At 38.2% G+C, this 21538-nt stretch carries 19 protein-coding genes and 1 other annotated feature; of the genes, 15 read left to right on the top strand and 4 right to left on the bottom strand.

Going from position 1 to position 21538, the window contains the following annotated elements:
- A partial coding sequence (locus ACXYMX_RS16165; protein WP_459045275.1) for a transposase occupies window positions 1–391 on the top strand: 391 nt, incomplete at its 5' end.
- Window positions 392–569: 178 nt separating this feature from the next.
- Here the strand turns inward: ACXYMX_RS16165 and ACXYMX_RS16160 are convergent.
- Window positions 570–947, bottom strand: coding sequence for a rhodanese-like domain-containing protein (locus ACXYMX_RS16160; protein WP_459045274.1), 378 nt, complete (start codon window positions 945–947; stop codon window positions 570–572).
- 90 nt (window positions 948–1037) lie between these two features.
- Window positions 1038–3458: an AAA family ATPase gene (locus ACXYMX_RS16155; protein ID WP_459045273.1), complete on the bottom strand. Its 2421-nt coding sequence runs from the start codon at window positions 3456–3458 to the stop codon at window positions 1038–1040.
- 441 nt (window positions 3459–3899) lie between these two features.
- Between ACXYMX_RS16155 and nhaC the strand changes: the two genes are divergently transcribed.
- From nhaC to ACXYMX_RS16140, 3 genes are all read left to right on the top strand, one after another.
- Entirely contained in the window at window positions 3900–5306 is a 1407-nt protein-coding gene (gene nhaC / locus ACXYMX_RS16150) for a Na+/H+ antiporter NhaC (protein ID WP_459045272.1), read from the top strand.
- A 97-nt stretch (window positions 5307–5403) separates the two neighbouring features.
- Window positions 5404–6645: a dicarboxylate/amino acid:cation symporter gene (locus tag ACXYMX_RS16145; protein ID WP_459045271.1), complete on the top strand. Its 1242-nt coding sequence runs from the start codon at window positions 5404–5406 to the stop codon at window positions 6643–6645.
- Between the two features lie 186 nt (window positions 6646–6831).
- A complete protein-coding gene (locus tag ACXYMX_RS16140) occupies window positions 6832–7992 on the top strand; it encodes an aminotransferase class I/II-fold pyridoxal phosphate-dependent enzyme (protein WP_459045270.1) in 1161 nt (386 codons plus the stop codon).
- 59 nt (window positions 7993–8051) lie between these two features.
- Here ACXYMX_RS16140 and ACXYMX_RS16135 read toward each other — a convergent pair whose 3' ends face one another.
- Window positions 8052–8957, bottom strand: coding sequence for a DUF6612 family protein (locus ACXYMX_RS16135; RefSeq protein WP_459045269.1), 906 nt, complete (start codon window positions 8955–8957; stop codon window positions 8052–8054).
- A gap of 159 nt (window positions 8958–9116) precedes the next feature.
- Between ACXYMX_RS16135 and ACXYMX_RS16130 the strand changes: the two genes are divergently transcribed.
- The 3 genes from ACXYMX_RS16130 to ACXYMX_RS16120 all read left to right on the top strand — a co-directional run bounded on the left by ACXYMX_RS16130 (window position 9117) and on the right by ACXYMX_RS16120 (window position 12191).
- Window positions 9117–9428 (top strand): metal-sensitive transcriptional regulator, encoded by a 312-nt coding sequence (locus tag ACXYMX_RS16130; protein WP_459045268.1) that lies wholly within the window; start codon window positions 9117–9119, stop codon window positions 9426–9428.
- A gap of 20 nt (window positions 9429–9448) precedes the next feature.
- Window positions 9449–9649, top strand: coding sequence for a copper chaperone CopZ (gene copZ / locus ACXYMX_RS16125; RefSeq protein WP_459045267.1), 201 nt, complete (start codon window positions 9449–9451; stop codon window positions 9647–9649).
- Between the two features lie 115 nt (window positions 9650–9764).
- Window positions 9765–12191 carry a heavy metal translocating P-type ATPase gene (locus ACXYMX_RS16120; protein WP_459045266.1) on the top strand — a complete coding sequence of 809 codons (2427 nt, stop codon included), beginning with the start codon at window positions 9765–9767 and terminating at the stop codon, window positions 12189–12191.
- 263 nt (window positions 12192–12454) lie between these two features.
- Here the strand turns inward: ACXYMX_RS16120 and ACXYMX_RS16115 are convergent, their stop codons facing one another.
- On the bottom strand, window positions 12455–12652 hold the full coding sequence (locus ACXYMX_RS16115) for a YfhD family protein (protein ID WP_459045265.1): 198 nt from the start codon (window positions 12650–12652) through the stop codon (window positions 12455–12457).
- A 266-nt stretch (window positions 12653–12918) separates the two neighbouring features.
- Here ACXYMX_RS16115 and ACXYMX_RS16110 point away from each other — a divergent pair, with 266 nt between their 5' ends.
- The 8 genes from ACXYMX_RS16110 (at window position 12919) to ACXYMX_RS16075 (ending at window position 21308) form a co-directional block, all read left to right on the top strand.
- Entirely contained in the window at window positions 12919–13896 is a 978-nt protein-coding gene (locus ACXYMX_RS16110) for a c-type cytochrome (protein WP_459045264.1), read from the top strand.
- A gap of 150 nt (window positions 13897–14046) precedes the next feature.
- Window positions 14047–14272: a binding site (T-box leader), on the top strand.
- A gap of 45 nt (window positions 14273–14317) precedes the next feature.
- The gene (proS, locus tag ACXYMX_RS16105) at window positions 14318–15757 is read left to right on the top strand and encodes a proline--tRNA ligase (protein WP_459045263.1); all 1440 of its coding nucleotides are present in this window, start codon (window positions 14318–14320) and stop codon (window positions 15755–15757) included.
- A 980-nt stretch (window positions 15758–16737) separates the two neighbouring features.
- Entirely contained in the window at window positions 16738–16929 is a 192-nt protein-coding gene (locus ACXYMX_RS16100; RefSeq protein WP_459045262.1) for a hypothetical protein, read from the top strand.
- 61 nt (window positions 16930–16990) lie between these two features.
- On the top strand, window positions 16991–17434 hold the full coding sequence (locus ACXYMX_RS16095) for a hypothetical protein (RefSeq protein WP_459045261.1): 444 nt from the start codon (window positions 16991–16993) through the stop codon (window positions 17432–17434).
- A 250-nt stretch (window positions 17435–17684) separates the two neighbouring features.
- Window positions 17685–18242 carry a GNAT family N-acetyltransferase gene (locus ACXYMX_RS16090; RefSeq protein WP_459045260.1) on the top strand — a complete coding sequence of 186 codons (558 nt, stop codon included), beginning with the start codon at window positions 17685–17687 and terminating at the stop codon, window positions 18240–18242.
- 69 nt (window positions 18243–18311) lie between these two features.
- Window positions 18312–18908: a hypothetical protein gene (locus tag ACXYMX_RS16085; RefSeq protein WP_459045259.1), complete on the top strand. Its 597-nt coding sequence runs from the start codon at window positions 18312–18314 to the stop codon at window positions 18906–18908.
- 1164 nt (window positions 18909–20072) lie between these two features.
- Window positions 20073–20579, top strand: a complete 507-nt coding sequence (locus ACXYMX_RS16080) for a hypothetical protein (RefSeq protein WP_459045258.1) — start codon at window positions 20073–20075, stop codon at window positions 20577–20579.
- Between the two features lie 279 nt (window positions 20580–20858).
- A complete protein-coding gene (locus ACXYMX_RS16075) occupies window positions 20859–21308 on the top strand; it encodes an SRPBCC family protein (RefSeq protein ID WP_459045257.1) in 450 nt (149 codons plus the stop codon).
- Window positions 21309–21538 lie beyond the last annotated feature (230 nt).

Raw genomic sequence — 21538 nt, 5'->3', positions numbered from 1 at the left:
AGCTGGTCATATGGCAATTCGGAAAGCACGTACAGGAGAGAAAAACATAGGGAGAAATCAAAAACAAACCTATTATTTCGATGTTAAAAAGTGTAAAGCATGTCCACTTCGTGAAGGTTGTTATAAAGAAGGGGCGAAAAGTAAAACGTACTCAATCACAATTAAATCGACGGAACATAAAGATCAAGAAGCGTTTCAAAATAGCGATGAATTTAAAGTCAAAGCCAAATCTCGCTATAAAATTGAAGCAAAGAATAGTGAGTTAAAACATAGACACGGATATGATGTAGCCCAATCCGCGGGTCTATTTGGTATGCAAATGCAAGGGGCTATGACTATATTTGCCGTCAATCTCAAGCGAATTATCACGTTAATGAAGGACAAAGAGTAAGAACAATCAAAGGAAAAGGAGTCAATTCGTTCAAAATCGAACGAATTGACTCCTTTTTGATTTTCGAAACCATTATAAATTAACAAACGTAAGTTTTTCAGTGGCCTCTCAATTGTTGGGACGTGTTTAACAATTGGGTGCAGTTTTTGTGTATAAAGTTTTAATGACATTCCGGATTTTATTTTTCAATTTCACCTGTCCAAGAAGACATGCCTTCCGAAACATTCACTAGATCATAGCCGTCATCAACTAAAATAGTACTAGCTTCCTTTGAACGACTTCCACTGCGGCAAATAATAATATACGATTCATCTTTACTTAGATTAGCGCGTTCGCCTTTTTTAATTTCAGATAGGGGTACGTTGATAGCTTCTATGATGTGACCTTCTTCAAATTCCTCGATTTCACGTACATCAACGACAATGGCACCGTCATCTTGAAGTTGTTGGACTTGATCAATATCTACAGTGAGGTATCCTTTTTCTGTATCCGTCGAAGTCCCACATCCAACCAACAGCAATAGAACAGCGACAACTAGCCAACCTACTTTTTTCATCAACATCTGCTCCTTCTGTATTCAACCTAATTCATATACTTAATATTACCAGTTGTTAATTAGATAGCAGAAGGAATCTGCCTTGAAAAGTTACTTTTCTTGTTCTCTTGCAAATTCCATAAACCTTTGCAATTTGGCAGCAACTTTTCCATATACTGTTTCTATGTCATAGTTCCCATACTCATTTGGTTGGCCAGCAGGCACACCCGTTAAAATTTCAATGCCTTTTTCAATCGTTTTAACTTGGTAGATGTGGAACTGTCCATCGCCAACGGCTTGAATGACTTCGTCGTTTAACATTAAGTTTTTCACATTTTGATGGGGTATGAGCACGCCTTGATTACCGGTAAGACCTTTCGTTTTGCATACGTCGTAAAAGCCTTCTATCTTTTCATTTACACCGCCTATTGGCTGAATTTCCCCATTTTGATTTACGGATCCCGTCACGGCAAGTCCTTGGTCGATTGGAATTTCTGAAAGGCTAGAAAGAATCGCATATAGTTCTGTGCTTGACGCACTATCCCCGTCGACACCGCCGTAAGATTGTTCAAAAGCAATATGTGCAGTTAGGACGAGTGGATATTCTTGAGCAAATTTCTGTCCCAAATACCCGCCCAAGATGTATACACCTTTATTATGTGAACTGCCGCTCAACTGACTTTCACGTTCGATATTGACAAAGCCCTTGCGACCCATAAAGGTTGTGGCGGTTATGCGAGAAGGTTTGCCGAACTTGTATTGTCCTAAGTCGTAAACCGCTAGACCGTTGACTTGTCCAACTTTTTCTCCTTCTGTGTCAATCAAAATATTTCCTTCATCGATGCTTGCTTGAATTTTCTCTTCGTATAAGTTTGACCGATACTTCTTTTCTTCAATTGCTTTTTCAATGTGTTTAGCTGAAATAAGGTCGTCACCCATCATATTTGCCCATGCGTCAGCCTCGTAAATAATCTCTACTTGTAAGTTGAACCTTGTCGATAGTTTGTTTTGGTGTTCTGCAAGACGAGAACTATATTCAATGAGTTTTGCGACAGCAGTTCGATCGAAGTGCCGTAGCCCATGTTTTTTACAATGGGTATGAATAAAGTTAGCGAGCCCGTTGATGTTGTCTTCGTTGTACCGCATTTCAACATCAAAATCGACTCGGATTTTGAAAAGTTTGCGAAAATCTTCGTCGTTGTTATACAGCGCTTTGAAAATCTGCATATTACCTATAATAATTACTTTTGTATTCAGTGGGATTGGATCTGGATTAACGGATGCTGTAGCGATAATACTCGTATGCTCTCCAATGTTCTCAATTTGAAGTTTGTAAGTTAGCAACGCTCTTTTTAAACCTTCCCAAGCCAGCGCTTTCGTGAAGATATCTTTTGCTTGGATGAGAATATAGCCGCCATTGGCTTGATGAAGATAACCGGGTTTGATTTTTGTGAAGTCTGTGCTCATGACTCCCATTCGGTTTTCATATTCTACTTTTCCTACTAAATTGTAAAAGGTAGGGTTATCCGCAGAAACGACGGGCGCGCCTTTTGTCTCGCTATGATCAATGAGCAAGTTAATGGTATATTTCTTAAACACTTGATGCGTGTCTTTGAATAAATTCGCTGCTTTTTTTTCATCTTTTTCGGCTTCGTTTGGCAAAAACGAATGGAAATTCTTCACTAAATCTTTTCGGACGGCGACTAAATACCTTATGATTTCTTTGCACTCTACATACTTCTTTTTTAACTCGTCAATCTGGTAGTCGATGACTGTGTGTGCCGTTTGAAGATCAAAGCCAGTTAAGGATTTCTTTAACTCTTGTTCAAAAGCGCGAACTGATTTAGTGGCTTCTAGTATTATTTCTTGCAACTTGGCTGAATCTTTTTCAATCGTGGCCAATTGTTCTTCATCTAACTTGGCGAAAGCTTCTTCGCTGAGTGGTTGTCCATCTTCCCCTTTCGGAATGGTAAGAATAGATGAGCCCGATTGTTTGATTAGAAAACCAAAATCAGTTGCTGTTTGATCGGTTTGTTTATACACCTGATTTCGCTTATCTGTGTATTTTTGAATGATGGACATGCGAATATTTTGTAGGTTTTCATCATTAAATGCACGTGGAATATCTTGTTTCAAGTCATTAATGAGGGTTTCCATCGACTTTTTTAAACTCTTGCCTAAACCAACAGTTAGCTTCAATACTTTAGGTTTATACTCGTCTTCAAAGTTATTTACATAACACCAATCAAAAAGCTGAACCTCTTTGTCTGCAAAGTCATTAACGGTTGAATTGACGAAGGAAGTTTTCCCGGTGCCTTCAATACCACCAACATATAAATGATATCCGGGTTTATTTACATGAAGACCAAAATTCATGACTGTACGAGCCCGTTGTTGTCCGACTATATTGGTTAGTATTTCGAGTTGTTCTGTCGTTTCAAATCCAAACGTAGTATGATCTACAGTTTTTTTCAGGTCGTTTGTAGACAGGGCGCTTTGTTGTCTGATCGATTGTCCTTTGGAATTCGTCAATTGAATACCCCCTCAATTTTTACTGTTACTCATACTTTTGCTATACCCTAATTGCAAAAAGTACACGCATTAATTTTTGAATAGTTGGATTTCCCTGTTTAATTTTGAAAAGTTGACTTCGTTTCGTATTTTGTATTAGGATAAAAGAAATGTAGCAGAGAAGCGATTCAGCTTTTAATGAATGCAAAAAGATATAAACGAGAGTCGGTTTAGTAAGCATATCGTGGGCAGTAAAAAGAGACTGAGCAGATGGTGAAAGTTCAGGCAGCGATGTGGATGAAGTACGCCGTCTATTTTTCTCGGGTAGTGAAATGAAGTGGATTATCAGTCAAAAGCTGACGTATCAAGTAGGGTGGTAACGCGGAGAACCTCTTCGTCCCTTTTCAAGGGATGGGTAGGTTTTTTTGCATTTCATTTATCTAGCAAAGGGAGAGGTTTATTGTGTTTCCAATAAAGTCCATAATATCACCTACATTTACAGAGGCAATGACAATCGTAGTGGGAATCATAACAATAATTAGTATCAGTATTATTAAATTCGACTCGTCTCCGCATTTACCGATATTATTAGCAATCTTGTTATTAATTGGCTACGGACTTTTCAAAAAACTATCTTACCGCCAATTAGAAAACGGGCTCGTCGAAGGGGCGAGAGCGGGAATGAGCGCGGTATACCTTTTTTTCTTTATTGGAATTTTGGTGAGTAGCTGGATTATGAGCGGAACAATACCAACGCTGATCTATGCTGGGTTTTCAATAATCACTCCGTCTTACTTCCTTGCAACTGTGTTTGTCGTCACGGCAATTATAGGGATCGCAGTAGGAAGCTCGTTAACGACAGTTGCGACTGTAGGCGTCGCATTTATTGGGATGGGTGCTGTACTCGATATGTCCCTTGCGATGGTCGCTGGTGCAATTGTTTCGGGGGCGTTTTTTGGCGATAAGATGTCGCCCTTATCGGATACAACAAATTTATCCTCTTCTATTGTAGGTGTCGATTTATTTGAACATATCCGAAATATGGGATGGACGACCGTGCCCGTCTTTTTCATATCGCTTTTCCTGTTTGGATTAATTTCTCCGAAGGAAACGTTGACAAACGTCGATGCGATTACGTTCTTTAAAGATGGGTTACTTGCTACAGGGATGATCCATTGGTATACGATTCTTCCGCTTTTCGTATTGTTAACGTTAACGATTAAAAAGGTGCCGGCTCTGTTGACGTTGGCAATTAGTTCAGCCAGCGCAGTTGCTATAGCGTTCTTTCACCAAGACTTTGGAGTTACAGATGTCTTTTTGATTTTATATAAAGGATTTGTTTCAACAACGGGTATTGAAGATATTGATGCACTACTAACACGTGGTGGCATGGAAAGTATGTTGCCGACGATTGGTCTTGTCTTACTGGCGTTAAGTATGGGTGGCCTGTTATTTACGCTAGGCATTGTGCAATGTTTACTTGAAAAAGTAGAGCAAGCATTGAAAAAGGTATCCTCCGTTATATTCGCTTCCGCAGTCACAGCAATAGGCATCAACGTATTGATTGGGGAACAGTATTTATCTATATTGCTGACAGGACAGGCTTTCCGACCTCAATATGAGAAGGTAGGCCTTGCAGGGAAAAACTTGAGTAGGGTGATGGAGGATGCGGGAACTGTCGTCAATCCATTAGTACCTTGGAGTGTTTGTGGGCTATTCATCACGAAGATGTTAGGTGTTTCAACGCTTGAATATTTACCTTTCGCATTCTTTTGTTTGTTGTCACCATTGCTAACGATTCTTTTTGGTTATCTTGGTAAAACACTAACGTATATAGAGAAGCCTTCAAGTGACGGTTCAACTCTATAGTCTGGAAGTGAGGAATCGATGGAAATAAGTGGCTCTATGGTATGATATATGTCAACGAGACATTCAGAAAAACATTTGATAGAGAAAGTGTGAGCGCATGAAAAAAATGTGGGGTAAATACAAGCAAACATCATTCATCGTAAAAATGACCATTGGTTTTATACTTGGAATTATTGTAGGTGTTGCATTCGGGGAGCAGGCTCAATTTCTAAAGCCAATGGGAACCTTACTAATTAGTTTGCTAACGTTAGTTGCGATCCCGGTTATATTTCTTACAGTCGTTCTTGCTGTAAACAAAATGACAACCTCTCAGCTCGGAAGAATTGGCTGGAAGTTAATTGTGTATTATGCGATAACAACTGCTGCTGCTGTACTGATTGGACTCGGATTGGCTTTATGGTTAAAGCCAGGTCAACATTTAACTTTGCCTGACGTGGTTGTTGATAAACCAACCGCACCCAACTTTACGGATGTATTGTTGAACATGGTTCCTAATAATATTGTTACTGCATTTAGTGCGGGAAACGTCATGGGGATCATGTTCTTAGCAATCATTATTGGAGCAGCCATTGCAATAATGAAAGGCTCTGCCGATGAACAAGTAAAAGACTACGGCGAGATGCTTGCGAAGTTTACGGCAGCTACGAGCGAATTATTCTATACATTATTAAATGGAATTCTTCTTTATATGCCAATTGGTATTTTTGCCATCAGTGCATCTTCCTTTGGAGGACAAGGGATGGGGACATTAAAATCTCTATTCGCATTTGTAGGTGTCTTCTATTTAGGGTTACTCATACTTTGGGTTTTTGTCTATTCAGCATTTCTAATCCTATCGGGAACACCTTTACTGAATTTTTTCAAACAGACAAAAGAAGCCTATACGTCAGCATTCTTCACGTCAAGCAGTATTGCTACGTTACCAATTGCGATAAAATCAGCAAAGAAAGCGGGTATTTCTGATGATGTTGTCAATTTTTCATTACCTTTAGGTGCTGTATTTAATTCGGATGGTGGAGCAATACGAATGGGAATATCGATTGTATTTGCTGCAAATATTATGAACTTACAGCTCTCTGCACCAGACTTATTCCTAATCGTTTTGGTAGGTACATTGCTATCAATTGGAACTGCAGGTGTTCCCGCAGCCGGGTTAGTTACGCTAGCAGCTGTACTAACAATTTTTGATTTACCCCTTGAAATCGTGGCACTCATTGCCGGAGTCGATGCGATTATTGGAATGGGCGGTACGGCATCGAACGTTGTTGGTGATATTGTAGGTGCAGCAGTAGTGGATAAATCGGAAGAGAAACGAGTAGCTAGACAGTCAGTAGCATAAGTAGAAATAAGTAACCCTGAAACCATTCGGTAGGTATCGAATGGTTTCAGGGTTATTTTTTGGTGAAAGGGAATAGGCTTACTTAAGATGCAATCGCTTTCTAGCTATTGCGGTTTCATTGTACGGACTTTACTATGGAGTTATACACATAGAAAAATAGTGGGATGAAAGGTGAGGATGATAATAATGACATTAGCAATTAATAAATCAGCCGAAGCGATTAAGATTTCTGGGATTCGGGACCTTTCTGGGCAGGCACTAAATTATCCAAACGCCATCAATTTAACAATCGGGCAACCAGACTTTCCAACGCCAGAAATTGTGAAGCAGGCTGGTATAGATGCGATTAAAAATAATCACACAGGGTATTCTCACTTCGCGGGTTTAGCGGAATTGAGACAAGCTGTCGCGTCCTTTTTTGAGGATAAATACGGATTTTCCTATAATCCAGAAGATGAAATTGTTATAACAAATGGTGCTAGTGAAGCGATTGATTCGACATTTCGTACCCTTTTATCACCGGGCGATGAGGTGATTTTACCGACGCCACTTTACTTGGGGTATGAGCCAATCATTGAATTATGTGGAGCCAAGGTCGTTCATTTAGACACAAGTGACACAGCATTTATACCTTCACCTGAAAGACTCGAGTCTTTAATAACAAGTAAAACAAAAGCAATTCTTTTTAATTACCCATCGAATCCAACAGGAATGACGCTTACTAAAGAACAAATGGACGCTCTTGTTGCAGTTCTAGAAAAACATGAACTGTTTGTTTTGTCAGATGAAATTTATAGTGAGAATGTATTCTCGGGCAATCATAATTCGTTTGGTCAATATAAATCAATCCGAGATCGTTTTTTCCTAATTCATGGGCTGTCGAAATCGCACTCGATGACAGGCTGGCGCATCGGATATGTGATGGGCCCTGCTAAGTTAATGGAGCACGTTAAGAACGTTCATTTATATAACTCAGTCTGTGCATCCGTTCCAGGGCAACACGCGGGTGTTGTCGCACTTAATGAATGTCGGGGTGCAGCAGAAGAAATGAATAAGGAATATATTAAACGACGTGACTATGTCTACGGACGACTCACAAAGATGGGGCTTGAAACGATTAAACCAAATGGTGCGTTTTACATTTTCCCATCCATTAAAAAGTTTGGATTGGGTTCATATGACTTTGCGATTAAGTTGTTAAAAGAAGGGGACGTTGCGGTTGTTCCTGGTGTCGCTTTCGGTAATCATGCAGAAGGTCATATCCGCATCACTTACGCCTATGCAATGCCTTTATTAGAAGAAGGAATGGATCGGTTGGAGAAGTTTGTTAAAGGATTGAAGAATTAAGTAAACATAAAATGACCATCTAGTTGAATGATGATACTAGATGGTCATTTTTGTGTTAGTTAAAAATTAGGAAGTGAAATTTCAACTGCGTTATTTATGACATCTTCTGGAACAACAACTCTTTCTAGGTCGTTAAAACTACTGTATGTGTAAGAGATCTCATCCTCCGATTTTATCTCAATTCCCATTGTTTCGGCTATTTGTTCATCGGAAATTGAACTTCCAACAACATAGAACGACTTTTTGTCGATTAGTAATGTTAATGTTCCACTAATGGATTTAACGATATCCATCAAATTTTCATGAGCTTCCCCGAAACTACCTACGCCCAAAACAACTTCTTTATAGACGTCATCGGAACCTGTAAATAGTACTTTATAATGTGTATCGGTTTCTTCTAACGATAGCAATTCATGATAACTTGAGAAACGAGCAAACTGCTCATCAGATTGAAAGATTCCCGCTTGAATCGAGAGTGCATCTGTCGGCATTGAAATCCATCCACCATCATCTGTATTGAGCCCATACATGACCTCTTCTGTTATATATAGTTCCGAGTCTTCAGGGGGATCCAAAGTCGATACGGAATGCATTTTTACATGTTGTGTGAATGGTGACATAGAAATAACTCCAGTCACATCCGTTGTTTCTGTGCTGCTAACCCCCGCCATTTCTGTTTTAGTAATAATTACCCCATCGATTGTCATCGTTTCTACCGATTTCATCGCTTCGGCTGTGTTATCCAATACGTCTTTCACACCCGAAATCGTTTTAGTGATAGGTTCATCTTTCTTCTCCTCCTCCTCTACTTCAAGTGTAGGCTCCTCGCTGTCCGGGGCAACTGTCTCCTGCTCTTTGCTGACAGGCTCCTTCTTTGATTCATTATTGGGTTCTTCATTTTGTTTCGTACATGCAGTTACTATTAATACACCGATAAGTAGTAGGGTAAGTAGTTGTTTACGCATATGTTTTAACCTCACTTTCATTTCCTTCTAGTCTATATTTCGAAGGTTAAGTTATGGTTAAGTTTGATAAAGGACTGAATTTTTTTGACGTTTAATGAGGTTCAAAGCATTAGGGTTTTAAAAACGAGTTAAAGATGTTAGTATAGGGGTATGGGGTATATGAACGTTGAAGGGAGGCATAATATGTCGGAGTTAGCGAAGTCAACCATTCAACCGAATAAAAAACAGTTACTTAATCGACTTAAACGAGTTGAGGGTCAGGTGCGCGGTGTCCATCAAATGATTGAAGATGACCGATATTGTGTCGATATTTTACATCAAATTAGTGCCATCCAGTCTGCGATAAATAAAGTTTCACTAGCGTTATTAGAGGACCACACGCATCACTGCGTAGTCAATGCGATTAAAGGTCAAGATGGGGAAGCGGCAATTCAAGAGTTAATGAGTGTCATGAAAACGATGACTAAATAAAAAACTAGGAGGATGTTCAGATGAAAGAAATAATAAAGGTAGAAGGTATGTCATGTAACCATTGTGTAAATGCTATTGAAACGAGTGTTGGCGAAATAACAGGCGTTTCAACGGTAAAAGTGGATCTTGGTAAGAAAGAGGTCGCTGTTGAATTTGAAAACGTTACTTCATTGGACCAAATTAAAGAAACAATTGAAGATCAAGGATTTGACGTAGTTTAAGCATCTTTCAAATAGTAAATTTACGCTTACACCATAGTGGGGTAACAAGCGGTAAAGTGGATTGTACCATAAGGTATGATCTTTCTTTATAAAAAAAATATACCCCCACCAAGTATTGGAGGAGAAGCGGATGGCTACAGCAGAAAAAACAGTACAAATTCATGGCATGACGTGTTCAGCTTGTGCCAATCGGATTGAAAAAGGACTTGCGAAAATAGAAGGTGTTGAAAAGGCGAATGTAAACCTTGCACTTGAACGCTCAACGATTACGTACGATCCTGAAAAAACGAACATGAATGAGTTTAAAGAACGAGTCGAGAAGTTGGGCTACAGCATCATAGAAGATAAAGTGGAGTTTGATGTATCAGGCATGACGTGTTCAGCTTGTGCTGTAAGAATTGAAAAGCGAATCAATCGAATGGATGGCGTCTCAAATGCAAATGTCAATTTCGCATTAGAAACACTTACTGTGGATTATGATGAAAAACAAGTTGAACCAATCGATATGACAACTGCTGTTAAAAAGATGGGTTTTGAGTTGATACTTAAACAAGACAACGAAGATAAGCTAGATCATAAAGAACGAGAAATACGGAAGCAAAAAAACATGTTTATCTTCTCGTTAATTTTAACATTGCCCCTCTTTTGGACAATGGTTGCACATTTCGAATTCCTTTCTTTCATTTACATGCCTGACATTCTTATGAATCCATGGGTACAGCTTGCATTAGCGACACCGGTTCAATTTATTGTCGGGGCCCAATTTTATAAAGGTGCCTTTAATGCGCTAAGAAATAAAAGCGCGAATATGGATGTATTAGTTGTACTAGGTACAAGTGCGGCCTACTTTTACAGTTTATATTTATCCATTGAATGGTTGAATGCTGGTAGCGTAGGCATGGCAGAATTGTATTATGAAGCATCTGCCGTGATCATAACGTTAATTGTTCTTGGTAAATTATTTGAAGTACGAGCAAAAGGTAAAACAAGTCAAGCAATTCACAAGTTGCTCGATTTACAAGCCAAAACGGCAAGGGTGTTACGTGATGGCGAAGAAGTAGAATTACCAATTGAGTCCGTAATTGCAGGAGATATCGTTCTAGTTAAACCAGGGGAAAAGATTCCTGTTGACGGTGAAATTATTGAAGGACGTTCTGCAATCGATGAATCGATGGTGACAGGTGAAAGTCTTCCTGTCGATAAAGTAGCTGGGGATTCTGTTATTGGCGCAACGATTAATAAAAATGGAGCATTACAAATTAAAGCAACCAAAGTTGGGAAAGATACAGCACTCGCTCAAATTGTAAAAATTGTTGAACAAGCGCAAGGGTCGAAGGCGGATATTCAGCGTTTAGCGGATCGAATTTCAGGCGTCTTCGTTCCAATTGTAGTACTAATTGCAGTTGCGACATTTTTCATTTGGTATTTTGCAGTGACACCGGGTGATTTCAGGTCGGCACTCATCCCAACGATATCGATTTTAGTTATTGCGTGTCCTTGTGCACTTGGCTTAGCAACACCAACTTCGATTATGGCTGGCTCGGGTAGAGCTGCTGAAATGGGACTGCTGTTTAAAGGCGGAGAGCACCTTGAAAATACGCAATCGATTGACACAGTTGTGTTAGATAAAACAGGAACAGTGACAAAAGGCGAACCTTCTTTAACGGATATTGTTGTCGAGGATGGTTTTATCGAAGATGAGGTTTTGCAATTAATTGCGACAGCGGAAAATCAATCCGAACACCCATTGGCACAGGCCATTGTTCTCGGAGCAAAAAAGAAAGAGTTGGCATTGCTCGACGTAACGGGATTTGAAGCTCTGCCAGGTTACGGTATTCAAGCAAGTGTGGATGGCAATGCGATTTTGGTGGGGACTAGAAAGCTCATGAGAGAGCATGAAATTTCGACAGTGAATATAGAACCCGCAATGGAAAAGTTGGAAGCGGAAGGCAAAACTGCAATGCTTATTGCAATCAATCAACAACTTGCCGGTCTAGTTGCAGTTGCAGATACGGTGAAAGAAACATCGAAACAAGCGATTGTTCGGATGCAGGAGTTGGGTTTGGAAGTCATCATGTTAACCGGCGACAACCAAAAGACAGCCGAAGCAATTGCGCGTCAAGTGGGCCTTACTCATGTAATTGCTGAAGTATTACCTGAACAAAAGAGTACCGAAATTAAAAAACTTCAAGACCAAGGTAAAAATGTAGCGATGGTCGGAGATGGTATTAATGATGCTCCGGCACTTGTAATGGCAAATATCGGGATGGCTGTTGGAACAGGTACAGATATAGCAATTGAGGCGGCAGATATCACATTAATGCGAGGCGATCTAAATAGCGTAGCCGATGCAATTATTATGAGTCGTAAAACGATGCGAAATATTAAGCAAAACCTTTTCTTCGCATTTTTCTACAATACGATTGGAATTCCTATAGCCGCAATCGGTCTGTTAGCACCTTGGGTTGCAGGTGCAGCGATGGCATTTAGTTCTGTATCCGTAGTTCTAAACGCATTAAGATTACAAAGAGTGAAGCTGTAAACGGATCGTTACCTAAACTCCTAGTGAATATAAAGTAGACCCCATCAATAAACTGTAAGAACGTAAAGACAATGAAAGGATGGGGAATTGAGGGAGTTCTTTCTTTTTGGAAGTACCGTTCTACTTGGCGTCTTACTGGGGATAGTGGTAACTGTGTTGATGGAAATGTAAATATAAAGACTACAAAATGCGCATACTTAGTTGAGTGCGCATTTTGTAGTTTTTTAATGCAAATACAATCTACTTACTAAAGATCAATTTCCTTAATACCATTTCTCTTTTTCGCTTTTTTGTCGCTTATTCGGCGTCATTGGTTCTTGTTTTGGCCTTAAGTTATCAATTTCCGCTAACTCAAGCGAAATTTCTTCCTTCATATTTTCGGGTTTTATTTTTTGATTTTTAGGTGTTTGTGGCAAAGAGTTGGTGTTGTTGTTCGTATTTTTATGTTTCCCTCGGCTCATTCGTCTCCATCTCCTTTCAATTTTCCTTCTCCATTACTGTGTACGAAAAAAACATTTTAATGCAATCCTTTTTTTGTGAACTTTTTAGACCTGAAAAGTAAAAATATTATATATTTACTTTATTGCGCTCTTAACTCCAGATGGAAAAATGTAAAAGAATTGTCATAAAGTATAATGTGTATTTGTGAACAATGCCAAAATCCAAAGTTGGAAAATGAAGGGAATGGTATAATATAGCAGAAGGAAAAGAATAGGAGGTACAAAAAATGAAGAACAAATTAAATTATATGCTAGCATTTTTATTTGTCGCCACACTCGGTGGGGTTGTTTTATTATCGAATCAGTTGATGAAAGTTACGAATGAAAAAGATGAATTGGCGGTCAGTGGAGCAATTCAAGCGCCCGCGGAGTCCGTAGCGGGGATTGTACATAACCCACCATCGCTTGAAGACGTTCCAGATGGTCCATTGGGGGAAGCAATTTTAAGAGGGTATGAGCTTGTCAATGACACCTCAAATGTACTTAGATCAGAAGCATCTTCTGTTGAAGACGGAGAAGCTCGAATTAACCAACTTTCGTGTACGAGTTGTCACGCGGGAGCAGGAACGGAAGAGTTCTCATCTTCAATGGTCGGTGTATCTGCTGTATATCCAATGTACATCCCTCGTTCAGGGGAAGTGGTTACTTTGGAAGAGCGTATTAATGGATGTATGATACGAAGCATGAATGGGCAACCGTTTGAAGAAGACGATGAAGATTTGGATGCAATGGTTGCATATCTAACGTATATTTCCCAGGGAATTCCAGTCGAAATGAATGCAGATCTTCCGTGGAGACATACGAATAACATGGCTGATGTTCCAGTACCAAGCATTGATGATGGGGAAGAACTTTTCCAACAATCGTGCATTGCATGCCATGCAGGTGATGGATCAGGTACGGGTTCAAATACAGGACCGGCAGTTTGGGGATCAGGTTCATTCAATGACGGTGCTGGACTCGCACGTATGTCAAAAATGGCTGGGTATCTACAGAATAACATGCCAGTCGGTCAAGAGAATACATTGACAGACCAAGAAGCAAGTGACTTAGCTGCATTCATCCTGTCCAAAGACCGTGATGAGTTTCCGAATCATGACAAAGACTGGCCGGGTAAGGAAGCTCCGACAGACTTGATGACTAAAGAGCGTCGTGATGAAATTAAAAACGGAACAATTGATTGGGATGAAGTACTAGGGAAGTAACGAGCACTACAAAAAGTGGATGACAATACCTGATGCCCCACAAACCATTTTGTGGGGCATCTTTTTTTGGAATTTGGATTGAACGAACCTCAATCGAAGAATCAAATTGTCTAAACCACGCATATTTGTTATAGTTGAAGGAATCGTACAATGAAATCTTTGATGTGACCAAGTACATAAGAATTGTGAAACAGAAAATATAGCATTCGCTGAGAGCTATAGCACCCCTTCTTATCGAAACCTATCACTGAGATGTTATGTAAACATAACCGAGTTGTTTTCGTTATCAAACAATTAGAGCGTTTGAGTTAACAAAATTACATTCAAACGAAACTAAGGTGGTACCACGTTTATTCAGCACAAAGACGTCCTTAACATGAGGATAGCTTTGTGCTTTTTACTATATATAAGGAGGAACAAAATGACGAATTTACAAAAAAGTGATTTTTCAAAGTGGTATATTGATACAATCCAAAAGGCGGATTTAATGGATTATACACCGGTTCGAGGATGTATCGCTTTCAAGCCGGATGGTTATGAAATTTGGGAGCATATTCAAGCCGAAATGGACCGCCGATTTAAAGAAACAGGCCACCGTAACGCGTATTTCCCGATGTTAATTCCTGAATCGTTTTTTGAGAAAGAAAAAGACCATATCGAAGGATTCTCGCCAGAGTTGCCTTGGGTGACAGAAGCTGCAGGAGAAAAATTAGAAGAACGTTTGGCATTACGTCCAACGTCTGAAACGATGATTGGTCACCTTTACTCAGATTGGATTAAAAGCTACCGGGATCTTCCTCTCCTAATCAACCAGTGGGCAAACGTCTTCCGCTGGGAAAAGAAAACACTTCCGTTTATTCGGACTTCCGAATTTTTATGGCAAGAAGGACATACCGCGCATGTGGATGAAGAGGAAGCACGTGCGGAGACCATGCAAATGTTGAATATTTACAAAGAAGTGGTAGAAGAATTACTTGCGATTCCAGTTTATGAAGGTGAAAAAACCCCTTCAGAACGTTTTGCAGGAGCTATAGATACGTATTCGATTGAAGCGATGATGAAGGACGGAAAAGCTGTGCAAGCAGGAACTTCGCATTACTTAGGTACAAAATTTGCGGTAGCCTTTGATATTAAATATTTAAATAAAGAAAACAAGCATGAATTTGTTCATACAACGTCTTGGGGAACGTCTACACGCTTAATTGGTTCGGTTATTATGACGCATGGCGATGAGCAAGGTCTTGTATTACCACCACGTATTGCGCCGACACAAGTTGTGTTAATTCCGGTTGGACCATGGAAGAAGAACCCTGAAATTATGGAGAATTTAGATGTGATATTCAAAGAGTTAAAAGCCAAAGGAATTCGTGTACGAATCGATGATTCCAACCAATCTCCAGGATTCAAATTCAATGAGTGGGAACTTAAAGGTGTTCCGGTTCGCATTGAGCTTGGGCCACGTGACTTGGAAAAAAATCAGGCACTTCTTAAAGCACGTGATGAAGAGGAAAAAGTAGCCGTAGATCTTGAGACAATTGTTAGCAGTATTGAAGAGGAATTGGTAACGATGCAAGCACGCTTACTTGAGAAAGCACGTACTTTCCGTGACGAACATTCGCATACCCATATCGATTCACTTACTCAGTTAACAACTCACATTTCGGATTACAAAGAAAAAGAAGAAATTCCGGGATGGGTTCTTGCAGGTTGGTGTGGAGACGATGCGTGTGAAGAACAGGTGAAAGAAGAAACGAAATTCACGACACGTAACATTCCATTTAACCCACCAGCAACGAAGTCGACTTGTATTTGTTGTGGCAAAGAATCGAAGCATACAGTGTGGTTTGCTCGCGCTTATTAATCGTTAAAAAGGTTAGTTGAAACATCAATTGAATTAGAAAAAGGATTAGCACCGCAAAATTCTTGCGGTGTTTTTTTGATTTCAATTGGGGTTGTTGGTAAACTATGGTAATATATTTTTATGTTAAGGAGGTGGAGTTGGGATATGCTTTTCTTATTGTCATTGCTTCCGTTTTTTACGGTTTTTTGCACAATCTACGCAATTCGTGCCATTTCAGATGAAAAACATAAGAAAAACTTTAAACTTTACACTTTTCTGGCCTCTACTTGTGCGGGTATTTCATATTGGCTTATTTTACTAGTTTTAATTGAGTAAGACTATGTTAAATAACTCTGTTGATATTTAATTTAGAAGAGCATTCGTTCAAAAGTTGTGCTGTAGTGACTTAATGGCGTGGCGATAAAATCCCTCTATCGCTATTCAAGACGGTTTCAATTCGTAAATTTCGTGAAACATAGAAGTGATAATGGATCTATAGCAAAAAGATAGTAGAAATCTGCTTAATTCAAATGAATGAAACTTATCAGTCATTAAGAACGTATCAGTATTAGTGTTTGAATTATTCAACTAACGGTTCAGCACAAGAAATACATTAGCGTTATGGAAGAAAATTCAAATACAGTCTTTAATAAATAATCGGATGTTCAAAGGATTGATTAAAATTCTAGAAATTATTTTCAACAATTTTCTCTTTTGGTTTGTATGGTTACCTCTTATATTTTCAGTTTCCATAGTTGTTGTTTATAAAAAAGAAAATAAAGACTTTATAAAACCTTTGTTCCTATTTTTGGGTGCGTACTATATCGCAAGAACACTATTTTATATCCTATAACATGTACTTCAATTTCCCTTCGGTGTGAACCTACAGGAAAAGTTTTCTCGGCAAAAACAGTTCCTTGCAATTGCTTTGTAAATGTATGGATCCCTATCGTCATGGAGCTTATATTATTAGAATCAATCTAGCGTTAGGAGAAGACACAATGAACAAATATCATCGGTCTAGCCTACTGTTAATAATTATTGTTACTATAACGGTAATTTTATCTACGTATTGGTTGGATTTAGAGGTTGGGTATGGAATTATACTTTTGCTCCTAGCTGTTGGGTATACTATTTTCCTAAATTTTACAGCACTTAGAAATGAACGAAATAAAAATAAGCAGCTTCGATAAACAGTTGCAGTTGTTCTATAAGGACTAGGCTTCAATCGGGCTACTTAAAGGAGATGCAATTGTGGTTTATAATGCAAAAACACAACGGGGACCACTTGTCGTTATTTTTCTGATATTGTTAGTTGTTTTGATCTTAAGTCTTCGTAATGGAGGAGGCTCTTGGATGTTGTATTTACATATTCCATTCACGTTACTTGTACTTGCTGCAATTTTTATAAACTTTGGATTTAAAATATCAAACGGTGTATTGAAGTTCCAAATACGTATTTTCACATTACCAATCTACGCTAAAGAGATTAACCACGAAGAAATTGATGGTTTAAAATTAACACGTGTTGGTTGGAAGAAAAAATGTGCCGTGGTTCAAAATCGAAAAGGACTTAATTTTAGAATCCTAGCCTTTAATCCAGAGTCTATTTTTAATGATCTAATTGCATTTGCTACTGATTATAAAATACCCATTACTAAAACAAAGGATTATATAATTTTAGAAAAAATGAGCTGATTCATTTATTCAGTAATAGGGCAGCATCCATTATGGATAAACTGTTGCTTCCGTTCCGACGCATGCTTTTCGTGGGCACGGCTTCAATCTCCTCGTCCGCTTCGGTACCTGCAGGGCTTTCAGCTCGCGCTGTTCCCGCTGGAGTCGACGCCTGCACTCCAAACAACGTAATGTATTATGTGAAAAAGCATCTTAAACAAACTGGGCCAATTTACTTTATTATATATTTTCCATTCAGGGGTGTTTAAAAATGATAGAAGTAGATGAATTCCCAGTGCTTGAAACAGATAGATTGATTTTAAGACAAGTAACTAACGATGATGCAAAGAACCTTCTAACGTATTTTTCTGATACTGATGTGGTGAAGTACTATGGATTAGAACCATTTAAGTCAATTGACGAAGCATTGGATGAAATTTCATGGTATAAGTCAATTTTTGAAAAGGGAACTGGCATTAGGTGGGGAATCTCGTTAAAGGGATCGGATAAGATAATCGGTAGTTGCGGTTTTTTTAATAAAGTTGTTGAGCATTCTCGAACTGAAATCGGTTATGAGTTAAGCAAAGAGTATTGGGGGAAAGGTATTGCCGGTGAAGCATTGGAATCGGTAGTTAAATATGGATTCCAAAACTTACAGTTAGAACGAATTGAAGCATTACTCGAACCTGCTAATTTAGCATCGCTGAAATTGTTAGATAAAATGGGTTTTGAAAGAGAAGGATTATTAAGACATTATGAATTTACTTGTGGCAAATTCGATGACTTATATATCTATTCCATTTTAAAATCTGAAGTTGTCACTACTTGAAGAATATTGATCTTCAATAATACGATCGGGCCATTTTAATTGAATAGAGGTAGATGGAAGGAGGATAATATGAAAAGGTTTTTTACACTAGTAGCACTGTTGGTATTTGCTTTAAGTGCTTGTGCTAATAATAATTCGAAATCAAATACGATTTCTGCTGTTGAATTAACAGTGAGAGAGCATGCAATACTTACGACTACTTCAGCCAACTCATTTGTTTTTGATTTCAATATTCACAGTGACTATAAAGAAGTATCAGTATGGGTTGAAAAATATGAATCAGGTAAGTTGGTTAATGATGCAGTAAGCTCATTAATTTCAGATGTAGAGCAAAAAGGGTCTATTATCTTTGCGTCTACTAATCCATATGACAGTGGAAAGAAGCAGACATTCAATATTGGAATTAGCGGTAAAAGAGGTCTAAGTTCTGTAAGTAAATCAGAGACAACTTCAGATGATTTAGATGCTATGGCAAGCATTTGGAACAATCTTGAAGGCAAGGATAATTCAATTGAGGGTGAACTAGTGTTAGCGAATATCGGTTATTCAAGTGATGGAATTATGAGTAGTCTTACTGCTGATTTTTATGAAAATCCTGAAGGCCATATGAATGAGCTAGAAAAATATGACGTTGCTTACCTTCTGAAAGCTGAATTTATTAAGTAAAGATTTGTATAAGAATTATTTAGACACGGGGGCAGTTGTGGAAGAAGCACTGTACCTGAACGGTCCATTAATTCTTGAAGATGAATTGTACTATAGGTGGGTTAATGAGTTCAGCCGTATATTTAAATATAAGGGAAAGGTTATGAATGAATAAAAATGAATGTCCAAAGTGCAGTGGTACTGAGTTTGGTGAAGGTACGGATTTTATGGCAGTTAAGCCGCTAGACAAAAAGTTATCAGTTGGATCGAATAAAATATTAACCTTCTGTCTTAATTGTGGAGAGGTTTTATCTACAAGGATTGAAGACCCAGGTAAATTTCGGAAGTAAATTGTAACTCTTATCACTTTACTCATCAAAGGGTGCGTTAACTGAACAACCGCTGCGACTCAATCGGATAAAAATGAGTTAAGTGTTATCGGAGAGGGGCAGACGAAATGGACTTGTGGTTTATGATTAAAGAGCGTGCTGGATTCTTATCATTTTTTCTTATCATAATTTTACTCAGTATTTTCCTGTTAGTAGCTACTTGGAAAAATTGCACTAACATACCTAAAAGTTTAACCGCAATTATAACTTTAATATCTACGATTTTTATCGTTGTATCTTTGATTGCAATGATATTTATTATCTCATTCGGTTATAACTCTTGAGTTGAAGGAATTAAGCAAAAGGGTGTAATTCTGGAGTAAGGATTGGCACTCCATTTCGATATGTACCGCATTCCAGATAGAAAGGAATGACTAAATGTCGCTATTAAAACGTTTCGCTTTTTGGTTACCTTTCTTTGCAGTGATCAATTATATAATTGAAATACTCGTTAATCCATTTAAGGATATTGTTTTGGGAATAGATATTTTATTAGGCTTTTTGTTCAGGACATTTGGCGACTTAGTTTATGACAGTCAAAATTTCAAAATTTTATTTCCTGGTTTCTTATTACACTTTTTTCTGTGGTTATTATATGGATTGGTTATTGATTATATTATAAGAAAGTTACTAAAATAAAAAACGTGGGTGCTTACATAGTTTCTTAAACCAATGGTGGCAATTCTTGAAGAAGGACTTCACCCATTTCAGTAATAGGGCCACTTAGTGCAATACAGAGATGATGGTATATGATAATATCAAGGAAATAATTGATTCTTTGATCGGGGGAATCTTCGTGTCAAATGAGATTATTGAAAAATTAAAAAAAGGACTTGAGGGTATCGAAATCGGCTATTTCGATACAGGTCAAAGCTTTGAAAAAGAAGCGTATTACGATTATTTTGGTGCTTCAGATAAGGAAACACGTCGCTATGCGATTGCTGTATTTACAGTGTATTTAGGAAATTGGTATAGCCTCTGTAGTTTTCCATTTTTAGATAGAGAATCTAATTTGGAAGAATTTATTAAGGCATTTATAGAGCATCACCAGCAAATTGAAAGTGACTTCCCTAGTATGTATGAATATATCATTTCATTTTTAATTCGGATTGAAGAGGAAAATAGTGAGAAATATGCTTACTCAACTTTTAAAATTGATAAGGAACTACACGAACGTTTGAAAAGAGAAGTGTTAATTCCTAAACGGGAATACTTAGATAAGAAAACATTAATAAAATACTTTTTAAGGGAAATTAGAGTAAATCCTTTTTTTATATCTGATCACTTTGAAGACCAGTATTAACGGAGTAATTTTAAACAAAAGGGTGCGTTTAATACATAAGGACTGGGCTACAATCACAATTGTGTCCACTTACTGAAAGGGTTGGAGGAGGGGGAACGGGAGTTATTACTGTGATAGTTATTTAAATGTGCTTAAGAGAAATTTTATGCTAGTCATAATTGAAGCGATTTCACAAATAACTTTAAGTCTCGTTCTTCATTGGTGGGTGCTATCGTAAAGTAGGTAGGCACCTGACCTGTATGGCTTATAAAGGTTAAATAAAAGAAAGGTAAGCTAAATATGCCTATAATTAAACACGATATATTTATCAATGCACCTATCAATGTTTGTTTTGAACTTGCAAGAAACGTAGACGTACATACTCAAACTACTGCTAAAACTAAGGAAAATGCTATTGATGGGGTTACGCAGGGATTTTTGGAAAAGGGCGATACTGTAACTTGGGAAGCTACTCACTTTGGTATTAAACAAAAGCTGACAGCAAAAGTAACTCATATGGAAAAGCCTACTGTGTTTGTCGATATTATGGTAAAAGGAGCTTTTCAATCTTTTACACATACACATCAATTCGTAGAAGAAAAATGTGGGACTCTAATGATTGATACATTTGAGTACAGGTCACCTTTTGGTCCAATTGGTATTATTGCAGACAAATTATTTTTGAAAAAGTATATGACAGATTTTATTATATCCCGTGCCAGAGAACTAAAAAGGATTGCAGAAATGTAAATCAGCTTGTCCAATTATCGGGCGTAGTTGTCGCATAGGGATCGTGTTTCAAACGGGCCAAGTAGTTTTGTAAATTTATTAGATAAAAAGGAGCATTCCTGTTAGAAGTTTTTTAGGGGCTTGAACAAAAAAAGCCCTCTTGGTATGATGCGGGGTGTCAGTTTCTCGACGAAGAAATGACCCCTAATTTAGATACCAGGAGGACTCACTTATGAATTTTAAACAAAATG

This window comes from Sporosarcina sp. CAU 1771, assembly GCF_054482775.1.
Note: the sequence above shows the minus strand (reverse complement) of the source record. Positions and strands in the feature narration are given on the sequence as shown.

Excerpts from the sequence above, each read along its gene's own strand:
- ACXYMX_RS16110 (WP_459045264.1), top strand. The coding sequence starts at position 12,919 with ATGAAGAACAAATTAAATTATATGCTAGCATTTTTATTTGTCGCCACA.
- proS (WP_459045263.1), top strand. The coding sequence starts at position 14,318 with ATGACGAATTTACAAAAAAGTGATTTTTCAAAGTGGTATATTGATACA.
- ACXYMX_RS16085 (WP_459045259.1), top strand. The coding sequence starts at position 18,312 with ATGAAAAGGTTTTTTACACTAGTAGCACTGTTGGTATTTGCTTTAAGT.
- ACXYMX_RS16100 (WP_459045262.1), top strand. The coding sequence starts at position 16,738 with ATGAACAAATATCATCGGTCTAGCCTACTGTTAATAATTATTGTTACT.
- ACXYMX_RS16090 (WP_459045260.1), top strand. The coding sequence starts at position 17,685 with ATGATAGAAGTAGATGAATTCCCAGTGCTTGAAACAGATAGATTGATT.
- ACXYMX_RS16075 (WP_459045257.1), top strand. The coding sequence starts at position 20,859 with ATGCCTATAATTAAACACGATATATTTATCAATGCACCTATCAATGTT.
- ACXYMX_RS16145 (WP_459045271.1), top strand. The coding sequence starts at position 5,404 with ATGAAAAAAATGTGGGGTAAATACAAGCAAACATCATTCATCGTAAAA.
- copZ (WP_459045267.1), top strand. The coding sequence starts at position 9,449 with ATGAAAGAAATAATAAAGGTAGAAGGTATGTCATGTAACCATTGTGTA.
- ACXYMX_RS16135 (WP_459045269.1), bottom strand. The coding sequence starts at position 8,957 with ATGCGTAAACAACTACTTACCCTACTACTTATCGGTGTATTAATAGTA.
- ACXYMX_RS16140 (WP_459045270.1), top strand. The coding sequence starts at position 6,832 with ATGACATTAGCAATTAATAAATCAGCCGAAGCGATTAAGATTTCTGGG.
- ACXYMX_RS16160 (WP_459045274.1), bottom strand. The coding sequence starts at position 947 with ATGAAAAAAGTAGGTTGGCTAGTTGTCGCTGTTCTATTGCTGTTGGTT.
- ACXYMX_RS16115 (WP_459045265.1), bottom strand. The coding sequence starts at position 12,652 with ATGAGCCGAGGGAAACATAAAAATACGAACAACAACACCAACTCTTTG.
- ACXYMX_RS16130 (WP_459045268.1), top strand. The coding sequence starts at position 9,117 with ATGAACGTTGAAGGGAGGCATAATATGTCGGAGTTAGCGAAGTCAACC.